The organism is Litoribrevibacter albus, from assembly GCF_030159995.1.
Lineage (GTDB): Bacteria > Pseudomonadota > Gammaproteobacteria > Pseudomonadales > Litoribrevibacteraceae > Litoribrevibacter > Litoribrevibacter albus.
The window spans coordinates 1-18,734 of the sequence record NZ_BSNM01000014.1 but is presented as its reverse complement, the minus strand read 5'-3'; the positions used below and the strand labels follow the sequence as shown (position 1 = coordinate 18,734).

Here is an 18,734-nt window from a genome sequence, read left to right as displayed (position 1 = left end):
TATGGCGCCAAAAGATGACTTATCTAATATAGCCCTAGGTCATCATATCTACCTGATTATAAAGAGATAAGAACAAAGGAAGACCACTGCAGGAAGCATCAACCCAATAAAAACAATAACACGCCGTTTAGTTCTGAGTGACTTAAAGCCTATGAATGATTTTGAGTCTCTGAATATGAATGGCACAACTATGTAAGGCTCAAAGTATGAAAAAGACCTTAGCCAAATGCTTAACTGTTTCCAACACCCTTTTGGGTGGCCTTGTAATCAGTGGCGCACTACTTAGCAATACCGCTTCCGCAGATAACTGCTACATCATGGTTCACGGTCACGGAACCAAGGGGGATGTAAAAACTGAAGCTCGTAATTCCTGGAGAGAGTCATACTTCAGTGAGTACGAAGGCAGCGATTTCATCACCCAGCTTCTAGGCCCGAATGACAACTATGGTATCGTCGGGTACGACTCTACTGACGAAAGTGGTTACCCTTACTGGCGCAATGAAACGGCCGGTGAAATTGCCCGTCAGATGGTGTCAATAAAACAAGGTAATGGCGATGGCCTGACCCACGACGAAGCCAACACTCAATGCGCAGCATCCGATGATTTCTATGTTGTAAGTCATAGCCAGGGTGCTCAGGAAATGGTGTTTATGTCCGGGAACGCTATCTCTGGCTCACCGTATTACAACACCGCGTTTAAAGCAGATGGTTCAACCGTTTCTGTTCCTTACGATCAAGCATTCAACGGCGTATTGGCCATCTTTACTATGGGTGGCGCAATGGGCGGTACAGAAGGATCTGACCGTGTGTGTAACGGCTCTTGGTTAGACAGCCTTGTAAACATGGCATTCCTAGGAAAAGACTGTAACCCGAGCGTTGAGTGGCTACAAACGTACGACTCTTATTTGGCTCGTAACATGATTGGTAACAATCTAGGCGCCCCGATTTATGCCATGGGCGGTTACAAAAGCTTCCCTGGTGCGGAAGGCGCATCTGCAGGCTTCCTGACCGGTGAAGACGATGGTTACATCAACCTGGCCTCTCAAATGGGCTGTGCAGGCTCACCTAAGCGTAACCTTTGGGATGACTTAAACGAATACAAAACCTTCTGGGGTATTGCTTACGGCGACCCTATCTTCCGTTGTAATAACAGCAATAAAGGCACACCACGTACCTATAGCATGGCAAGCGTATACACAGACCACGACGCAGAGCGTAACGGTGGTATTGCGGCACCTAGCTATCAGACCATTGAAAGTGGCCTAACGTGTGGTAACGGCAAAAACATGGCAGGTCGAGTAGCGAGCTGTACTCAGTAAGCCGCCTGACATTCATGCATCTCAAGCCCTTATGGTTTGAGATGCAATGAAGATCTCGATTAAACCGACTCTATTTAACGCCCTCAGCGATCATCAGGCTCTTTGCCTTCAGGCAAAGTATCCGGTAAATCAACCACAGCCGGACTCCGGCGTTTTCTGGCTTTAGCAGGAATCATTCCCCGCATCGCTTCCATTTTTCCGAAACAAAGCAATTTATCTTCCGGTTCAAGAACCCGATCTTTACGGGGATTCGGTATCACCTTAGCGCCTCGATATAAAGTTAAGACGTTAATATCCTGCTCGTGCAGTTGAGTTTCCGTAATAGTTTTACCAACAAACTTCGACCCCTCCGGCACATAAATCTCACTTACACCGTATCCCTTACTGACCGTCAAACGCTGACGAACATCGATCTCAGGGAAATCTACCTGAGCCGCAATGTACTCGATAATCGCACCAGCCACATCCAATCCGGTACAGGTTTCAATGCCCTCTAACCCTGGGGACGAATTAACCTCCATCACCTGCGGGCCGGTTTTACTTTCCAACATATCAACCCCGGCCACCTGCAACCCCATAATCTGCGCCGCTCTTACTGCCGTTTCCTTATATTCTTCTGAAAGTTCAACCGCTTCAGCAACGCCACCACGGTGGACATTACTCCTGAATTCCTGCCCCTGCGCGACTCGTCTCATTGCTGCAATTACACGATCACCAACGACAATAGCCCGGATGTCTTTGCCTTTACTTTCCGCCACAAACTTCTGAATTAACACGTTCTGCTTTTGACTTTGTAAAAGCTCAATGATGGATTCTGCGGTTGTCACAGATTCCGCCAGTAACACTCCGATGCCCTGAGTTCCTTCAATCAACTTAATAATAACGGGCGCACCGCCTACCCGTTCAATGGCAGGCAACACATCTTTCTTATCCCGAACAAAGGCTGTCCGGGGAATACCAATATGATGACGGCTGAGCAGCTGTAGACTACGCAGCTTGTCTCTGGAATTACTAATGCCATGCGCCGTATTGGCACAAAAGACATCCATTTCCTGAAACTGGCGAACAACCGCCGTTCCGTAATACGTAATAGATGCACCAATCCGAGGAAGCACTGCATCATAATCACTTAATACTTTTTGTTTGAAGAAGAGATCGGGTACACCCCGCTGAAGATCAATCGCAAATTTAAGCGTATTGAGTACTTTAACGTCATGCCCTCGTTGTTCTGCGGCTTCTCTCAGTCGTTGAGTACTGTAGGATTTTGGTCCGCATGACAAGATTGCCAGTTTCATGAGCATTGCCTCCTTTTTAATGTATTCCGTCCCGTTCCTTCACCATAACCTCGGACTCAGGAGGAAGACAAAAAAATTCGGTTAATATTTGAAGAAATTACCTCATCAAAATCTAATACTCTAAAGTGTAGTTGCTCAATCTCTGTCAGAAACAACAAATTCATGACTCGGATCGACCAAGAGACGACCTTGCATCGCCTCTCTACCAAGGAGCATCAGATTTTTCATGGACGAGCGATCCGTTAACGTCAGTTTGATCACCCACTCCTGACCGCCCAGCTGAATTGCCGTTTTAATCACAACGCGCTTTTCTTTATCAGCCGAAGAACTTTTAACGACCTTTTTGCCCTTCAACAACAAAGTCTTGTTTACCACAGTGTCGACATTATGGACATCAGGATGAATATCAAAATTCACCCAACGCTTACCGTCTTTCATAAACTCATTTATGTTATCGACATGTAAGGACGACGTAGCGGCACCAGTGTCCACACGCATTTGCACCTGATGAAGATCCAACTCAGGCAGATCACAACTCTCAAGTGCACCGACTATCATTTTGTTTTTCATCTGTTACGCACTTTCCCTATCACCTGCGTTACGACTATTCATTAGTCTAGGCGAGTTTTAATCAGAGGTAGGCGTTAAAGGCCCCCTACTCGGTAACAAATGACCCACTTGGCCGGAAATGTCGGACTAAATGGCCTCAAGTGTCATGGCGGATTTTCATAGAGCAGATATATTGGAATAGCGAACTTCATCACACTTTAACTGACGTTGAAGTCATGGATGATCAATTAAGCAGGACGCTCACAATAAAAATAACATTCGAGAAGGTCTTACATTATGAAAAAGCAATTTCGCTCATATCTTGCGACTATTGCCAAAGGCACAACGGCCGTTGCAAGTACTTTAGTTCTTGGCAGTACGTTAATGTCTAACACAGCAATGGCAGCTGATAACTGCTACATCATGGTTCACGGTCACGGTACTCAAGGCACAAGCAAAGCAGAAGCTCGTGATTCCTGGAGAACCTCTCACTTCAGTGAATACAGCAACAGTGACTTTATGTCTTATCTGCTTGGCCCAAGCGATAACTATGCGATCGTGGGTTACGATTCAACGGATGAAAGCGGTTATCCTTACTGGCGCGATGAGACAGCAGGTGAAATTGCTCGTCAAATGGTTTCGATCAAACAAGGTAATGGTGACGGCTTGGTTCATGATGAGCCAAACACACAGTGCTCTTCATCAGATAATTTCTGGGTGGTAAGCCACAGCCAAGGTTCTCAAGAAATGGTCTTCATGGCAGGTAACGCAGTATCTGGAGCACCGTATTACAACACGGCATTCACCGCGAGCGGTTCTGCTAAGTCTGTACCTTACAGCGAAGCATTTAAAAACGTTCTAGGCATCTTCACCATGGGTGGTGCTATGGGTGGTACAGAAGGTGCTGACCGCGTATGTAACGGCAACTGGTTGGATGCGCTGATCAACATGGCATTCCTGGGTAAAGACTGTAACCCAAGTGTTCAATGGCTGCAGACGAACGACTCTTATCTGGCTCGTAACTACATCGGTTCTAACCTGGCTGCACCTATTTACACCATGGGTGGATATAAGAGCTTCCCAGGTATTGAAGGCGCGTCAGCTGGTTTCTTAACGGGTGAAGATGACGGTTACATCAACCTGGCGTCTCAAATGGGCTGTGCAGGTTCACCTAAACGTAATCTTTGGGATGACTTGAACGAATACAAAACCTTCTTTGGTATTGCTTACGGTAGCCCAATCTTCCGCTGTAACAACAGCAACAAAGGCACACCACGTACCTACAACATGGCAAGCGTTTACACTGATCACGATGCAGAGCGTAACGGTGGTATCAGTTCACCGAGCTACACTAACATCGAAAACGGCTTAAGCTGTGGTAACGGCAAAAACATGTCAGGTCGCATTGCGTCTTGTACACAATAATTCGCTGTTAAATTAATGAGAACCCGGAACGTTTAACGCTCCGGGTTTCTTTGCTTTCAAATGCAGTAACTTTGAAACGAATCATTATGAAACCAAAATACTTATTACTTCCCTTAATCATGATGTTGATGGCATGGTTTGCCATTTCCAACGAATCAACCCTTGTGCTTCCAGCTGATGCCGACAATACGCCATCCACAGAAGCTACCACACCGATTTGGGATGAAACGGTGTTTAATGAAACGACGGCCAAGCCTGCAACCGCCAAGACGGAGAAGAAGAAACCAGAGGAATCACTCTCACCGATTGATCGGATTAAAGCTCTGACCGAAAAATCGGATCTACAACTGGCACTCTTAGATGATCACGACAACTATACTCGTTACCCGCCAGAGAACAGACGGTTCACCAGTCCGAATCAAGACCCGATCACCCAGAGATACGCCCCAGACGAACGTACAACCTTGAGTGAAGATAAAAACTTCGGCTTAACCATCTGGAGTGATAAGAAGTATTACCTGAACACGGATCAGGTGAATATCTTTGCCTATGTTACTGACGGTGAAGGAAAGAAAATAAAAGCCAATTTCAGCGCAGATATAGAAGCCTTTCGTCAACGTATTGGCAAACTGGAACTCGCGGATGAAGATCAAGACTTCACCTATCAGGCAACCATAAATTTAGCGGATAGCTCATCCAGTATTTCAGAGCCGGGTATCTACAAAGTGGTAATCCAAGACGAAGCGCATGAGATTCTGGATGCGCTGACTTTTACGCTATCGCAACCGGATATTGAACTGACCGGTGAATACAGGGACAAGATCACTTCAAAAGGCGACTTACTGATTGAAGCCGAAGTAAAGGTAGCTCAGACCAACAAGTTTTATATTCAAGCATCCCTTTACAGCAGCACCAACGTGCCTGTGGGTGTTACCCAACAAACCAAAGAGTTATCGTCAGGAACGCACTGGATTCCACTGGAATTTGCGGGTCTGATGGTTAGAGACTCTCAAGAAAGTGGCCCCTACGTGTTGCAGCAGCTCTCATTAGCCAAAGTCACTATGCCAATGCAGAGAGCGCCGGTAGAACAGCCAGGCTATCAAACCGATGCCTATGCGTTAGATGAGTTTTCCGATCAGCCGTATCAGGAGCAGGACGCCTTAAGCAACTAGATCGGAAGATGATTAAATGATTCAAAGTTCCTTCAGGCTCGTTCATCAAACACGTACCTGAAGGAACTAGCTAGCTCGCGAACTAACGAACTAACTGAACACTAGCTTGAGAATTTGCTGATCGACGATTTCAATTGATCTGCCAGATCATTCAAATGCTCACTGACCTTAGCCGCTTCCTGAGCCTCAGATTTTAACCCTTCCGACAACGATCTTAACTCTGTCAGGTTATGGCTCATCTCTTCTGTAACACACGACTGTTGATGCGTCGCTGATGCCACTTGCGTATTCATGTCTGCAATATCGACACTCTGTTGCAGGATGCTTTGCAGGTTCTGATCCGTTTCTTCTGCCAAAGCCAAACATTCTTCAGACAAACTCGCAGACACTTTCATTACTTGAACAGCGTTGTTGCTGCCCTCTTGCAACTGTTCAGTGGTTCTTTGAATCTCTTCCGTACAGTCATGCGTTTTCTTCGCCAAAGAACGAACTTCATCGGCAACCACCGCAAAACCTCGGCCGGTTTCTCCCGCACGGGCGGCTTCAATCGCAGCATTAAGTGCTAACAGATTGGTTTGTTCGGAAATCCCACGAATAACGTCTAATACACTCGAAATCTGGGATGTATAAGCATCCAGCTGATGCATCACCGACTCAGAATTAATGATCTGTTCGCTTAGTGAAGACACCTTCTCAAGCGTCAGATGCATTTGCTGTTGGCTGCTCTCAACATAAGAATTTACATTCCTTGCAGAGTTAGACGACTGCTGAGTGTTACCTGCAATTTCCGTCACCGATGTTGCCATTTCATCCATTGCCGTTGATAACGAATCGGTTTCAATGAATTGATCCTGAACGCTTTGATGAATCTGTTTACCGCAACGTTCTGCCGTAGTCGCTTCATGCAGTAGTTTGTTTAAAATTTCCTGAACCTGAATAAAGGTGCTCTGAAAAGACGATACGATGTCATTGGCCGCGCGACTAAGTAGCCCTAGCTCATCCTTGCGGTCGGTCGTGATCAGTCGTTCGGAGAGATCACCATCCCTCATACGTCCCATCGAACTTATCATGCGTTTAATGGCGTGATTCATATCCTGGCGTATCCATAGAATCACAAAAAAGATCACGCCAATGACCACCAAAAAGAAACCTAAGCTCTTTAACAGGTCACTGTAAAATATCGCATCAATATCATCGATATACACGCCCGTTCCAATCACCCACCCCCAAGGAGTAAACGCCTTCACATAAGAACGCTTTTCGACGGGTTCACGCTCGCCGGGTTTTTCCCAATAATACGAGACAACCCCCTCTCCCTTTGTTCTGCCTAAACGGGCAAACTCTGAGAAAATCCGTTTACCTTTTGCGTCTTTAAATCCAGATAAATCACGACCGTCCAGATTAGGTTTAATGGGATGCATGACAATATTTGCGGAGTAATCGTTAATCCACAAATAGCCGATACCATTGTTGTACCTGAGTGCTGAAATGGCTTTCTTAGCCTGGTTTTGTGCATCCTGCTCAGTCAACGTAGGTATTTGATCGTGATAAAAACGGGCCGTTGATATGGCCAGTTCCGTAAGGTGTTTTAACTCATTCTGGCGACTTTCCAGAAGATTGCTTCTGTTTTCCCAGCTACTGGTAGCCAGTAATACAAAGCTTGCAACGATTGCCACAAAGGCGATGAACCAAAGTTTGGCGCTTATACTTAGTGATTTCATAGGTAGATTTCTGATTTAGATCGACAACAAATCTTAACTGTCATTTATGATAATAAGAATCATTACCATATTAAACAAAAATTTATTTTGCTACGTTAATGATCAGTGTTCGAGGATGGACAGCCTGAGTTATAGCAATTGTTCGAGGTGTAATTGAGTCAACTTCTTAGTGAGTAGTACAAGCTACGACACGCGTAGTCAAAACAAGAGAACCCCAGAACAAAGCCACATATTAGAAAACGTTCTAATTCACACCATGTTCTTTCAGCCATTGCTTCAATTGAGGCAATGGTAGCGCGCCTGAAATACGAGCCACTTCCTTCCCTTGTTTGAACAAGATTAAGGTGGGTATTGAACGGATCTGCCAACGAGCAGCCACTTGCTGATGAACTTCGGTGTTCAACTTGGCAAGTCGAAGCTTGGGTTCCAACTCTTTGGCAGCTTTTTCGAATATTGGTCCGAAACTTTTACACGGTCCACACCACGGCGCCCAGCAATCCACTAACACAGGAATCTCATTATGATTAACCGTTGCAGCCACATTCGCTGCGGTTAATTCCATTGGTTTCCCGGAGAAAAGAGGCTTCTTACATTTACCGCACTTGGGTTGATCCGATAAGCGATCTGACGGTAAACGGTTTTTAGCATTACAGCTTGGGCAGGTAATGTTGGTGGTGGACATCGATAACCTAAAAGTTGTTCCAATAGTCAAAGGAGCACATTGTACTGTTTACTTTTGTAACGGCAAGTTCAAACACCTCAAAGATTCGGCTTACAAGACAGATGGATCAACCCTTTCAATTTTATCGAGCCATACATCACCTACTTAAACTAACTGCTATAACTAAAAGAGACTGTTCAAAATACAGGCCCTTTTTTTGCTTATCCCCTAAACAGTCACCAGAACGTCATAAAAAGAACGCGGAGCATTACGAAACATGACATCTCAACCACAGGAAATATCAGTCACATCACATCTATACAAAGGTGTGGGCTTTCTTGTTCTATGGTTTCTACTGACCACTGTCATCGCGCTCTACTATATGATTGAAACCACTCAAAGCTCCGTGACTAAAAGTGAAGAGTATCGCCTACCAGCCCTTGAAATACCGGACTTAACTCTGGGTGATGTAGAAAACCTTCGACAATCCCTGGAGCAGATCAAGTCAGAAGCCGTTTCGCTAAAATCATCTAAGATCCTGACTCATAAAGAATTGAATGACGCCCTTCTCTCCTATCAATCACAAGTTAGTCGGTATCTTGAAACGCTAGAAGGACAACTCAACGCCAAAGCTAATGTGCAACACGAAGCGGTAATTGTTGCCGCATCAGAGGCATTAGATGAGGCAATGATTCCGGTTAATCAAACGTGGCGAGAAGCACAGACACAGCTTGAAACCGCCGTGAATACGATTCAAAAGCGTCTATCTGAAGTAAAAGTCCAACGGTTTGATGATAAACAAGCCCAACGTTTCTTAAACCATTATAACGACATCCAAAAAGGCTTATCCGCGTGGAGAAAGATAGCGCTGGATACAGGCAATAACCTGGTCGCTTACCGGGTGACCCATAGCAAGTATCTGCTGGCAACCGGCTCTCTTTACTTAAATGATTTGCTCATCGGCAATCGTCTTAAGACATTTCAAAATGTGGTTTTGAATTATCGAGCAGCCACCGACTACATCCAAAAAATTGATCCTCTAAGCTTCAAAAAACAAAAGCAATTAAGTTTGGATATCCAAATTCTTCAACAGATCGCAGATCAAAGATATAAAGCCTTCAAGAGCTTTGAAGGGCAAGCACCTACAAAGTCTGATTCCACACCACTTTCTCTTCCTCCGTTACCTAGCATCAGCCAACCTACTCTTGGAAATCTACTCGATGTGATGAAAATACATGTAGAGGGCGCCCCACAACCAAGTTTAATGGCAGACTCAGTAAGCCTTGATACCGTTAAAATTAATGCGTCTATCAAACGAGCAGAAGCCGCTTTAGACATCTTTGTTGAACAGCAATTGAAATCCATCAAAGCGTATCAAGAACTGCTCAAGAATCAGGAAATACAGATAAGAGAAACTGCAAACCTTCGCGCAGCTAAGGCTAAGATCAAAGAAAGTAAACCCAATACCACTGCCTTCTGGCTGATCTCCGCTCTTCTCTGCCTTGGTGTGATTATTTCAGTACCGGTCGTTAAAGGTATGAACCTGAGTATCCGGAGAGTATTGATCACATCGCTTAAAGAATCAGACTCAGAGCCAAGTCTGCACGACTTAGAAGAAGTTGAGACGCTGAAACAGCAGCTAGCCGATCAACAACAAAAAATGCAGGATCTTCGTGCTGAACTCTCTAATAACCTGAAGCATCAGACAGAGAGACAACAACACACCCAGAGCACATTGAATCAGATGGATGAATACACGCATGAAATTCAGCATGAAACGGGTGTAACCTCGGATAATGCTCACCAAGCTGCAACTGAAGTCCAACAAGGGCATCAAGTCATTAAAAACGCCATTGAAGGAATCAATGAGCTTGCCGGTGATATTAACGCCGCCTCCAAAGTCATTCTTGGCTTGGAAGAACAGAGCCAAAAAGTTGGAGCCTTCCTCGACGTTATCGTCAGCATAGCTGAACAAACCAACCTGCTGGCACTGAACGCAGCCATTGAAGCCGCCCGCGCTGGAGACCAAGGCCGAGGCTTTGCTGTAGTGGCCGATGAAGTTCGAAACCTGGCGAAGCGTACTCAAGAATCCACCGAGCAAATCAGTGAAATTATTGAAGTCCTGCAATCAGGTACCCAGGACGCCGTTAACGTCATGAAAGGCGGTCAGGAAAAAGTCGAAAACAGTGTCGAACAAACCTCAAAAGCAGGTGAAGCACTCACCACAGTGAATACCTTAATGGAGCAAATTGGCTCACTCAATGACCGGGTTAAGCAGCTTTCATCACAACTGCAATCCAGTACTCAGGAGATAAAGAGCCATCAAGCCAATTCCGAAGAATTAACCAACCTCAATAAACGACTGATTGATGAACTTTGATGCATTAAATGCATTCGAGAGGTCGGCCTTCTGTACACTTGAGACTAAGTTAAGTAGAACGTCCTAGACGTTCTGCGTGACTTCTCAAATTTCGACTTCAAAGACAGGAAATTGATTCGAAATACCCCACGTTTTAGTACTCTGTTTCAACATTTCAACACTGTTATGGAGAGACAGAAAAATGACATGGATGCACGCAGGCAAAATGCAGGGGTTTAACTATTCCCCACTTACCCACGAACTCGCCGAAGAACACGGAATTAATAGCGCATATATTCAAAACCAGAATATTCAGATCACCCACCAAGCCTTGATCATGCTGGCAAGTCTGAATTTCTATGACCAACAACAGGTGCTGAAAGAAATCCACTTCGTTGTAAAACACCCAAATACGGCGTGTAAGCCAAATCCAAACCCGAGTTTATTCAAACGCCTTTATCGTACTCGTTATCCCTTCGATAAATACCATTACTTAATCCAGTACAAAATAAATGATAACAATCAAGTAGTTATTTTTGATATTTTATTTGATCGTTCTCTTCTCAGGGCAAATGATGCTCAACACTCACACGAAAGGAACGCCGTATGGCATGTTAAGAGAAAGCCAGGAGCTAATAATATTTACGATGAAGCAAAAGATAGAAAACAGTTAACCGTGTTACAGACTGAGTGGGAACTAGGTGAACCAGTTAACCAGATTCGAACTGAACATGCTGCGGTTAATGGGATGCTTAATGAATTAAATAAAGCTACTTGGTTAATGGGTGTACACGCTCAAGTCGCCTACCCTCAAGATGATATTCGAGACTACACACTCTTTCATAACCCTAGTGATAAATGGTTTTTAGATCTTATAGAATGTGGTTTCGATAAACGCAGAGGCAAAAAATCCCATAATGCTCAACACCTAGCTGAAGTTTTACATCAACGCCAGATGCAAGGCAAAGCAACCAAATGGTTGGTTCATAGCCAAGGCGCAATTATCTTCTGTGCTGCACTTGAACACTTCCATAAGCATTACTCTAGCTTGCGACTTTCTAAACAGGAAGTAGCAATCCATGGCTCTGGCTCGTACATGCCGAGGATTCAATCGATTGCTCATACTCTTGGTATGAAAGTACACAAAGAAAGAAATAATCCTTTCGACTTTGTACCTAACGTTGCAGGTAGAAATGATATGTCCGGTAGTAGTTTGCAAAGAAGTCTCCAGTTTTTTGGACTAATCGTGAATGGAGAGCCTTTAGCAAGTCCACATACACTGCCCTACCTCGGCATAGAAACCTACAAAAACCAGTTACAACTGTTAGGCTATGACAAAAAAGCTGCCAAAGTGCAGCAATACATAAACAAATCCACAAGAGCTTAAACTTGAACATTATTCTAAATAGTAAGGATACTTTTTTATGGGAATGATTAAGAATCTCTGGCGCGGCTTTCGAGGCGGACCAGACTTTAGCGAAGTAAATCCATTAAATGCCTCACTTGAGAATATTCAGTTCAGCGTGGAATTACCCTATTCGAATATAGATACAAATGAACCACCAAGATCAATTCATTTCCCTATTATGAAAGATGGTTGGTTTGACCAGCACGCTGAAAGCTTGAAGTATTACCGCTATGTACACGTAGATACGCAAATGTGGTTTTATGTACCTTCCGTAGTCAATTTACCCAGTGGTGAACTTGGGGTCCTAACCCTGATGACACAAATCAAGCGCATCCCCGAGGAAAAAAACATCAGTGCCTTTGACCTAGATTCATTAGGAAAAACTGTAATTTCAGAATACGAGGATTACTATAACTCTCCAATTATTGGATGGGATGATAACGACAAAGATCCAAGTCTTGGCAAAAACACTAAAATTAGAAGAGATATCCTAGAACTAGCTAACAGTCGCAGTGAGCCATGGTCTCAAGAATTCATTGATAGAGAAATCAATCTTAGATTGAGCGATACAGGTTATGCACCTCTAAAGCCTCATAAAATAAAAACTATTAATGGACGCTCTTGGTTGTTCTACATAGAACAAAAAGCAGTCGCACGTCCAGCTAAGAACCGTATTTATTGCATGCCATTAACCGATAAATACTACCTCTGCTTAGATTTTGGTTACAGAGTAGATAGAATTGACAAATTCAAACTCTGGAAAGACCACGCCGAAGCCGCTGAAAAACGCATTATGGAATCGGTGAAATTAACCATTCCAAACGACGAGTTGGCATTAACACATCAGGGGTAATCCCCTTTTCCATTTTGAAATTCCCTTCCAAGAGCTGATTATTCAGCTCTTTTTTTGCCTATTCAGGCAATTAGATCGCTCTAGTTTTCATTCTGGCCATTTCAATCGCAGGTCAATTTCAGTGATCAATCGCCCTCTCTCCCTTAAAAAACACCCTAAATCGAGCAAATGATGTGAACTAACCCTACATTTTTTGTGTTTTTTTACTTGCCAACTTCCTTTTTAGCAAATACATTACTCTATGTTACATCAATTGATGTAACATTAATAAATGAACCATGATAGTGGTTGTATAGCTAGAGGTAATCAATATGAGCAAGGTAGAATTCAAAAACAAAGTGGCGCCATTGCATAGAAATCTTAAGTTTAATTTAACTAAAGAACATGCAGACAACTGGAACCCAGCTGGCGTAGCGTTTACTCAGTTTATGAATACGCTTTCTATTTTCTTTCCTGCGGGCGAGAAATTCTTTATGGACAGTATTCAGAACTACCGAGATCAAATCACTGATCCTCAGCTTAAAAAAGACATCAAAGAATTCATGGGTCAGGAAGCCCTGCATACGCGTGAACACCTAGTCTACAACCAAGCATTGATCGACGCTGGTTTCCCTGTCGACAAGTACATGGATCGGGTTGAAAAACTTCTGAAGCGCGTCCAGCAGATCTTTCCGAATGACGTGCAATTGGCCGTTACTATTTCCCTTGAACATCTAACTGCCAGTTTGGGAGATACGGTACTGACCGATCCTAAGTTGATGGAAAACGCAGAGAAGAACTTCTCCAACATCTGGTATTGGCACTCAATGGAAGAAATTGAGCATAAAGGCGTGGCCTACGATGTGTGGAATGACGTGATGGGTAAAGGTTTATACAGCTACTCGGTTCGTACCGGCATTCATATTCTTACCCACCTTGTGTTCTGGTCTCTGGTTATCCCGTTCCATATTGGCTTGGTCCGCAAATCTAAAAAACTGAGCAGCCTGAAAGGCTGGGCAAGCTGCATGAACTATTTATGGGGCAAACCGGGTGCACTAAGACGTATCTTCCCGGACATGTTCGATTACTTCCGCCCTGGCTTCCACCCTTGGCAGCACGACAACAGCGCGTTGTTGAGTCAAATCGATGAATTCAGCGAATCCGTAAAACAAGAATATCAGCAAGCGACTGCATAGCCGTTGGCACCCAAACAGTGGAATAGCACTCATCGCTCACTTGTAACGAGGAAAGAATATGAATAGTCAACTGTCTACTGAAACGCTCGATCAAAAGACCCAAAATAAGACGGCACAAGTCAAAGAAATTGACGTCGTGATTGCCGGTGCTGGTTTTGGCGGTCTGTGCATGGCGATCCAGTTACGCGAAGAAGATAACGACAACTTTGTTCTGCTAGAGAAAAAACACGACATCGGCGGTACCTGGCGCGACAACAGCTACCCTGGGTGCGCCTGTGATGTTCAATCACACATGTACTCCTACTCTTTTGCGCCTAAAGATGACTGGTCAAAGCGTTATGCCCCTTGGAACGAGATCCAGAAATATATATTGGATACCGCAGACAAATACAACATCCGCCCTTTCTGCCGGTTTAATCAGGAAGTAACCTCTGCGGTTTTTGATGAAGAGTCTGGCCGCTGGACCGTTAAGACTACCTCTGGGGATGTCTATCTTTGTCGTCACTTCATTTTGGCTTCGGGCCCGCTTCATGTGCCTCAGATTCCTAAGATCAAAGGTCTGGAAAACTTTAAAGGACGAGTATTCCATTCCGCACAATGGGATCACGATTACGACCTCGAATGCAAAAACGTTGTATCCATCGGTACAGGCGGCAGTGCAATTCAATACTGCCCTGAAATTGCACCGAAAGTGAAAAAGCTCCACGTCTTCCAGCGCACCCCGGCTTGGGTTCTGCCTCGTGATGATCGCAAATATTTAGGGGTCGAAAAAACGGCGTTTAAATTGATTCCGGGTTGGAGAAGACTTCATCGATTCCGTCTGTACTGGACCAATGAATCCCGCGTTTGGCCGATGTTTAACCCATCCGTTGCCAAGTCTCTGAGCCAAATCGCAAAAGCATGGATTCGTTTCCAGGTAAAAGACAAAGCACTGGCTCGTAAACTAACACCGGACTACACCATCGGCTGTAAGCGTATCCTTATCTCCAACAAGTACTACCCTATGTTCAACCGTGACAATGTAGAACTCGTAACGGAAGGCATTAAAGAAGTTAAAGAAAACAGCATCGTCACCCAAGACGGTCAGGAACGCCCTATCGATTGCATTATTCTCGGCACCGGCTTCGTCGTCGATCCAAGAATTTATATGAAGGATTTTGAACTGAAAGGTTTGGGTGGCCGCGAGTTGAACAATGACTGGAAAGACCACACCGAAGCCTACTATGGGACATCCATTACAGGCTATCCAAACCTTTGGATGCTGGTTGGCCCGAACACTGGTCTTGGACATAACTCTATCATCTTCATGATTGAAGCTCAGGTTAAGTACATCCTCAACTGTATGAAGGCCATTGAGCAACGTGAATCCGACTACATGGATGTGAAACCTGAAGCACAAGAGATCTACAATGTTGAACTTCAGAAGCTAATGAAAGACACCGTATGGAGTTCTGGCTGTCAAAGCTGGTATCAACAAGCCGATGGCAGAAACACCACACTGTGGCCTAAATCCACGTGGAAGTTCTGGTTAGAAACGCTCAACGTCAAAAAGAATGACTACAACTTTATTCGCTTGGCAAACGATCAAATCGGTGTTGATTATTCAGCGGACGCTCAAGCTGAGAACACAGAAACAGCTGATGCCGCAACTAAAAAGCCTGCTCGTAAAAAGCGTACGTCTAAGAAATCTGCGACCGAACCTAGCGCAGTGTAAATCCAGGTTCGCATTGAATTAGCCTGTCAGCTAATTGAAACCCTTTGGTGTTCACCCACCGTTTTAGCCCGTCATTGACGGGCTTTTTTGTGATTAACAGAACAGGAAGCTAACAGGACTGGACAGCCATTTTAAGAAAGAGAAACTGGACAGCCATTTTAAGAAAACTTCTAGCCTGTCTCCTCAAAACCATCAAGCTTTCGCTTAAAATCTCAGTTCAAACTAGTAATTCATGTGAAAACCCTTCAAAAACACAGATTTCAGGCACAACAAAGCCTCAGCATATGCCGAGTACTTAATCTTCTTTAGGAATATAAATCAGGAGGTTCGCAGTCGTTGATACCCAAGCAATTGGCTAATGTGTTTCATCCTGCCAGAACCACCCGCAAAGGTTTTGTAGGTTTTTTCAAAGCCCTGAGAAAGCTTCAGCCATTCTTGTTGATCTATACACAGGCGATCTAATATCGGTGATAGCGTATTTGATAAGGCACCACGTTTGTCATCTCGGACAATACGACCCGTCCAATCCACTAACGCAAGGTAATCCGTTAATGGAACGGGTAACCCTTTCTTTTGCTCATTATTGGGATACCCCGTAAAAGACAGTAAAGCCTTTTCCTGGTTTTCGGGCAAGTTAGGCTCTCGGGTTTTAACCGCTGCTTTATAACGCTTTTTAACGGAAGTATGATCAGAATGCTCCGGCGTTCTGGCCATGTTTGCACGCACTGGATTGAGATCTACGTACGCTAGACAAGCCAATAACGCTTTTTCATCTAAAAGGGCTTGGCTTTTAAATCTACCCTCCCAGAATCGACCACTGCTTTGATCTTCCCTATTCGCTTCTCGTGCAATGGCTTCATTCAATACTCGCATGAACCAGCTGATGTCCTGCAAGCGCTCACGCCACTTAGTGATCAACAGATCAAGATTAATCTTTTCACCATCATTCAATACTTTGTATTGCAGGAATTTAGTGGAAACGGGTGAACCACGAAACAGCTTGTGCCAACGTTCTGCCACCTCATAATCTGTCCAATTCTTAGCCTGCTCTGCATCCACATACAACACCACGTGATAATGGTTAGACATAATGGCATAAGCGGCAATTTCAATGGCGAAAATAGAAGGAAGAGACAATAGCTTATTCTCTAGCCAGCCTCGTCTATGTTCATAACTCTTGCCTGTGAGCTGATCCAAGCCACACAGAAAAGCTCGTCTGACACAGCGTGAAACGCAATGATAATAAGGCGTGGCATCCAAAGAGATTTGAGCTTTGCGTGGTTTGGGCATGGGTGTGGCCTTTTAGGGTTTCGACATAAAGACTGTATATAAAGTCAGTATCAAACACTATCAGGCATAGTTCTTACGTTGGCTGTCCTGTATTTCCGATACATGCTGAGGGTATCCTCAGTAGAACCTCGATAGATGTTTGTGTGCAGTTCTTACGAACTGACAACAGTAATGAAAGAATCGGCAGTGGTGCCAATAAGAGGAAACAGAACAGATTATTAAGAATCGAGCTCTGACCTTGGAGGGGCCTTCAGGTTTTTGCGCCTTGACAACCCCCGGTCATATAGATGTTAGGCATTTGATTTGTTATGCTTTTCAATCGTTTTATCGATAACACCAGTCAATACATCCAAAAAAATTATCCAAGTGTCTCGAGTATAATGTCCGGAAACATCAATGTTCTCGCCCACATTAAACCTTGCAGCATCACCCGATTTCTTAATATATATTTCGTTTACGATACCTGCATTATGAACAATAATGTCACGTGAAGCCTTAGCTTCAGAAATTCTTTCTAATTCACTCTTTTCAATATTGAGCAGACCTATTAATTTTTCTAAATAGTTAAACCATTCAGATACATTCTTATATTTAATTTCATTTAACTCACGCTCAACCAACTTAGATATAAGATCATCGATACAATCTGCTTCGATAATTGCTCCGTAATCTATTTGTTTTTTCTTAGATAAGCGCTCAGGTTTATCTAGCAATAGTATTTTCAATAAATCAAAAAAACTATGTTCAAACAAGGATACCTGCTGTTGGTGTACTAAAAAATCAAGATATCTTGTCTTTGCATTTTCAAAATGGACTTTAAGATCTTTAATATTCACCTCTTGATCAGTCAATCCAAATTTATTCGCATACTCCGAATAACCAAGAGTAAATTTACTATTATTACCAGGCGCTTCTGAAACGTTGGTTGCTAACAAGTAAGCAAGATCTGTAAATGCTTTAAACTCCATAGCATCTTTGAACTCTTTTAATATTTTTTCTTTATGATTAGTCAATTTGCTAACTAGCATTAATTCATGCTCCTTTTTGCCTAACGCCGCGAGCATGGGTGCGTAGCATCCCATGCCTTGCTTTGTTATGCATTCTAATCATCCAAGTACCACTTTTGCGACTTATTTTCATAGGTATATAGCATCCAACCTGGAAAAGGAAATGACAAGTTGTAATCTGACCCTTTAGCCGAGTAAAAAAAAGGGATTCTATTAAATAGACCCATGTCGGTAAAAACCTGATCCTCAGTAATTCCGTTAATATCGGTTAGTTGACCAGGGTATACCCCATGACCTTTATGAAACATCTCTAGCTTTTCAACCAACAAGTTTCCTTTATCAATCGAATCGGAAGCCAATCTACTATTTACAACATTCGACATAGTAATTGCTGCCACATAAACCGCGAGAAAAACACCTGAGTGGATTTTAGCTGGCCGGCTTTTACCAAATATCACGAGAACAAAAACTACCAATACACTTAGAAGAAATAATCCCCCAAAAAAGGCAGATACAACTGCGCTGAATGAAATATCAAGCTGCACCCAAACTAGAAATAGAAAAACAACAACATGAATAATTGACGATTTAAATTTCATGGCTCAATTTCGCATAACGCCTGCGTAATAGGCGCGAGTTTACGAGCGTCCTAATTGACGCACTTGATACTAATGATGACCTCCCAAGGATTTTCGGGCTTGATAGTTAAACTACCATCCAAGGTATAGCGCGCTCTTGCGCACATACCTTAGGAGGCCATCACTATGAAATTCTATACTAAACAGC

The 18,734-nt window shown here is 43.7% G+C and carries 15 protein-coding genes and 1 pseudogene; 8 read left to right on the top strand and 8 right to left on the bottom strand.

Features of this window, described 5'->3' with window-relative positions; all coding sequences use genetic code 11:
- The first annotated feature begins 206 nt into the window (after positions 1-206).
- On the top strand, positions 207-1,319 hold the full coding sequence (locus QQL66_RS10290; RefSeq protein WP_284381206.1) for a hypothetical protein: 1,113 nt from the start codon (positions 207-209) through the stop codon (positions 1,317-1,319).
- 83 nt (positions 1,320-1,402) lie between these two features.
- Here the strand turns inward: QQL66_RS10290 and QQL66_RS10285 are convergent, their stop codons facing one another.
- The 3 genes and pseudogenes from QQL66_RS10285 to QQL66_RS10275 all read right to left on the bottom strand — a co-directional run bounded on the left by QQL66_RS10285 (position 1,403) and on the right by QQL66_RS10275 (position 3,184).
- Positions 1,403-1,675: a cation:proton antiporter regulatory subunit gene (locus tag QQL66_RS10285; RefSeq protein ID WP_348524842.1), complete on the bottom strand. Its 273-nt coding sequence runs from the start codon at positions 1,673-1,675 to the stop codon at positions 1,403-1,405.
- A gap of 15 nt (positions 1,676-1,690) precedes the next feature.
- Positions 1,691-2,614: pseudogene (locus tag QQL66_RS10280) on the bottom strand (ATP-grasp domain-containing protein); the annotation flags it as partial.
- 135 nt (positions 2,615-2,749) lie between these two features.
- Positions 2,750-3,184, bottom strand: a complete 435-nt coding sequence (locus tag QQL66_RS10275; RefSeq protein ID WP_284381204.1) for an ATP-dependent zinc protease family protein — start codon at positions 3,182-3,184, stop codon at positions 2,750-2,752.
- 276 nt (positions 3,185-3,460) lie between these two features.
- On the opposite strand from QQL66_RS10275, the gene QQL66_RS10270 reads away from it, so the two are divergent.
- Both QQL66_RS10270 and QQL66_RS10265 read left to right on the top strand, forming a co-directional pair.
- A complete protein-coding gene (locus tag QQL66_RS10270) occupies positions 3,461-4,588 on the top strand; it encodes a hypothetical protein (protein WP_284381203.1) in 1,128 nt (375 codons plus the stop codon).
- Positions 4,589-4,674: 86 nt separating this feature from the next.
- A complete protein-coding gene (locus QQL66_RS10265) occupies positions 4,675-5,760 on the top strand; it encodes a DUF4785 family immunoglobulin-like domain-containing protein (RefSeq protein ID WP_284381201.1) in 1,086 nt (361 codons plus the stop codon).
- A 101-nt stretch (positions 5,761-5,861) separates the two neighbouring features.
- Here the strand turns inward: QQL66_RS10265 and QQL66_RS10260 are convergent, their stop codons facing one another.
- Together QQL66_RS10260 and trxC are read right to left on the bottom strand one after the other, a co-directional pair.
- Positions 5,862-7,481 carry a methyl-accepting chemotaxis protein gene (locus QQL66_RS10260; protein WP_284381200.1) on the bottom strand — a complete coding sequence of 540 codons (1,620 nt, stop codon included), beginning with the start codon at positions 7,479-7,481 and terminating at the stop codon, positions 5,862-5,864.
- Between the two features lie 244 nt (positions 7,482-7,725).
- Positions 7,726-8,163: a thioredoxin TrxC gene (gene trxC / locus QQL66_RS10255; protein ID WP_284381199.1), complete on the bottom strand. Its 438-nt coding sequence runs from the start codon at positions 8,161-8,163 to the stop codon at positions 7,726-7,728.
- 256 nt (positions 8,164-8,419) lie between these two features.
- Here trxC and QQL66_RS10250 point away from each other — a divergent pair, with 256 nt between their 5' ends.
- The 5 genes from QQL66_RS10250 to QQL66_RS10230 all read left to right on the top strand — a co-directional run bounded on the left by QQL66_RS10250 (position 8,420) and on the right by QQL66_RS10230 (position 15,651).
- Positions 8,420-10,522 carry a methyl-accepting chemotaxis protein gene (locus QQL66_RS10250; protein ID WP_284381197.1) on the top strand — a complete coding sequence of 701 codons (2,103 nt, stop codon included), beginning with the start codon at positions 8,420-8,422 and terminating at the stop codon, positions 10,520-10,522.
- Between the two features lie 181 nt (positions 10,523-10,703).
- Positions 10,704-11,888, top strand: a complete 1,185-nt coding sequence (locus tag QQL66_RS10245) for a hypothetical protein (RefSeq protein WP_284381195.1) — start codon at positions 10,704-10,706, stop codon at positions 11,886-11,888.
- A 37-nt stretch (positions 11,889-11,925) separates the two neighbouring features.
- A complete protein-coding gene (locus QQL66_RS10240) occupies positions 11,926-12,762 on the top strand; it encodes a hypothetical protein (RefSeq protein ID WP_284381194.1) in 837 nt (278 codons plus the stop codon).
- A gap of 311 nt (positions 12,763-13,073) precedes the next feature.
- Positions 13,074-13,937: a metal-dependent hydrolase gene (locus QQL66_RS10235; protein ID WP_284381192.1), complete on the top strand. Its 864-nt coding sequence runs from the start codon at positions 13,074-13,076 to the stop codon at positions 13,935-13,937.
- Between the two features lie 58 nt (positions 13,938-13,995).
- The gene (locus tag QQL66_RS10230) at positions 13,996-15,651 is read left to right on the top strand and encodes a flavin-containing monooxygenase (protein WP_284381190.1); all 1,656 of its coding nucleotides are present in this window, start codon (positions 13,996-13,998) and stop codon (positions 15,649-15,651) included.
- 318 nt (positions 15,652-15,969) lie between these two features.
- On the opposite strand, the gene QQL66_RS10225 is transcribed toward QQL66_RS10230, so the two are convergent.
- From QQL66_RS10225 to QQL66_RS10215, 3 genes are all read right to left on the bottom strand, one after another.
- On the bottom strand, positions 15,970-16,941 hold the full coding sequence (locus tag QQL66_RS10225) for a transposase (protein WP_284381189.1): 972 nt from the start codon (positions 16,939-16,941) through the stop codon (positions 15,970-15,972).
- Positions 16,942-17,231: 290 nt separating this feature from the next.
- A complete protein-coding gene (locus tag QQL66_RS10220; RefSeq protein ID WP_284381187.1) occupies positions 17,232-18,005 on the bottom strand; it encodes a hypothetical protein in 774 nt (257 codons plus the stop codon).
- Positions 18,006-18,043: 38 nt separating this feature from the next.
- Entirely contained in the window at positions 18,044-18,547 is a 504-nt protein-coding gene (locus QQL66_RS10215; RefSeq protein ID WP_284381186.1) for a hypothetical protein, read from the bottom strand.
- Between the last annotated feature and the right edge of the window lie 187 nt (positions 18,548-18,734).

Coding starts and splice junctions, on each gene's coding strand:
- QQL66_RS10220 (WP_284381187.1), bottom strand. CDS start 18,005: ATGCTCGCGGCGTTAGGCAAAAAGGAGCATGAATTAATGCTAGTTAGC.
- QQL66_RS10235 (WP_284381192.1), top strand. CDS start 13,074: ATGAGCAAGGTAGAATTCAAAAACAAAGTGGCGCCATTGCATAGAAAT.
- trxC (WP_284381199.1), bottom strand. CDS start 8,163: ATGTCCACCACCAACATTACCTGCCCAAGCTGTAATGCTAAAAACCGT.
- QQL66_RS10270 (WP_284381203.1), top strand. CDS start 3,461: ATGAAAAAGCAATTTCGCTCATATCTTGCGACTATTGCCAAAGGCACA.
- QQL66_RS10290 (WP_284381206.1), top strand. CDS start 207: ATGAAAAAGACCTTAGCCAAATGCTTAACTGTTTCCAACACCCTTTTG.
- QQL66_RS10245 (WP_284381195.1), top strand. CDS start 10,704: ATGACATGGATGCACGCAGGCAAAATGCAGGGGTTTAACTATTCCCCA.
- QQL66_RS10265 (WP_284381201.1), top strand. CDS start 4,675: ATGAAACCAAAATACTTATTACTTCCCTTAATCATGATGTTGATGGCA.
- QQL66_RS10260 (WP_284381200.1), bottom strand. CDS start 7,481: ATGAAATCACTAAGTATAAGCGCCAAACTTTGGTTCATCGCCTTTGTG.
- QQL66_RS10240 (WP_284381194.1), top strand. CDS start 11,926: ATGGGAATGATTAAGAATCTCTGGCGCGGCTTTCGAGGCGGACCAGAC.
- QQL66_RS10225 (WP_284381189.1), bottom strand. CDS start 16,941: ATGCCCAAACCACGCAAAGCTCAAATCTCTTTGGATGCCACGCCTTAT.
- QQL66_RS10215 (WP_284381186.1), bottom strand. CDS start 18,547: ATGAAATTTAAATCGTCAATTATTCATGTTGTTGTTTTTCTATTTCTA.
- QQL66_RS10250 (WP_284381197.1), top strand. CDS start 8,420: ATGACATCTCAACCACAGGAAATATCAGTCACATCACATCTATACAAA.
- QQL66_RS10275 (WP_284381204.1), bottom strand. CDS start 3,184: ATGAAAAACAAAATGATAGTCGGTGCACTTGAGAGTTGTGATCTGCCT.
- QQL66_RS10230 (WP_284381190.1), top strand. CDS start 13,996: ATGAATAGTCAACTGTCTACTGAAACGCTCGATCAAAAGACCCAAAAT.